The 1211-nt window shown below is 62.7% G+C and carries 1 protein-coding gene; it reads right to left on the bottom strand.

Translation table 11 applies throughout. The features are described from left to right. Positions 1-50: 50 nt before the first annotated feature. A partial coding sequence (locus tag DTW89_RS19085) for an ISL3 family transposase (protein WP_114657078.1) occupies positions 51-1211 on the bottom strand: 1161 nt, incomplete at its 5' end.

Raw genomic sequence — 1211 nt, 5'->3', positions numbered from 1 at the left:
GGTTCTCTTCTATTTCGGGTGGCGTACAACATTCCCCACTGAGTCCATGGTCAGGCCCTTGCTTTTAGCAGAGGATTGCCCGGCAGGTGGGTAAGTTTGCCGGCGATCAGGAACGCCATGGCGATGAAGTGATCGGTCGTGCCGTATCCCCGCGCCTTGGCCTTGGCCGCTTGAAGCAACGAGTTGACTGCTTCCACATAGCCGGTGTGCAAGTGGGCTGCGTCAAACGCCTTGAGGATCCCGGCCCAGTGCTGCTTGATGGTCTTGGCCAGATCCTTGAAGGGTGCCAAGCGGCTGCGCTGTGCCCAGTGCAGCCACTTTGTGAGGGCCTGCGCACTTTGCTCTGCTGCATCAGAGCGTGCACTTCTGTAGATGTCACGCAGCGCCTCCTTCAGTCGCCACGCTCTGGCGGTCTTCAATCGGGTGTGGGGCAGCCAATCCATCTTGTCCTGCTCCTTGAGCGTCCACCTGGCCTTGTCTTTGAGCCAGCACCAGCGGGTCTTCTTGAGCCAGCGCTCGCCCCGGGCTTCCTCGCGGCGCACGACATCGACCGCCCGGTTGGCCAGTTGCACCACATGGAATCCGTCAAAGGCGATGGCCGCCGTCGGCAGGTGCTGGGCGGCCCCTGCGATGAAGGCTTTGGACATGTCCATGCACACCACCTCGATGGCCTGTGGCTGGCCTTGGTGGCTCTTGAGGTCTTCGGTAAATCGCTGCACGGTGCTGGCATCCTTGCCAGGCGTGGCATGGATCAGCCGTGCTTTGTCCAGATCGTGCACCAGCGTGATGTAGCTGTGGCCTTTGGCGCAGCTGGTCTCATCAATACCGATGACCTTGACATTCGCGTAGCTCTCCTGGGCCCGGGCCAAACAGACATGGGCGTCGATCTGGCGCCACACGGTGTTGTCCGCACAGCGCAGGATGCGTGCGCACGCCGACACCGGCATCTCCCGGGCCAGCGTCAGTGCCAGCGCCTCGAACATGAGCGTGAAGCGGCTACCCTCGCGTGCCCAGGGCACGCTCAGTTGGGTGGTGGCACCGCAGACGCTGCAGGCCACGCGGGGCAGCGAGCAGTGCACGTAGGCCTCGAACTGAAAGAAGTCCAGATGCCGCCAGCTGCGCTGGCGGTGGTCATGGAGCTTTTGATCAGCGGCTGAGCACGCCGGGCATGCTGCACTGCCTGAGCGCCAGACAACGTACAGGTCGATGCG

The sequence above is a fragment of the Acidovorax sp. BoFeN1 genome, from assembly GCF_003345135.1.
GTDB classification, from domain to species: domain Bacteria; phylum Pseudomonadota; class Gammaproteobacteria; order Burkholderiales; family Burkholderiaceae_C; genus Acidovorax; species Acidovorax defluvii.
The sequence above is the reverse complement of the archived record's forward strand: the minus strand, read 5'-3'. Positions and strand labels throughout refer to the sequence as shown.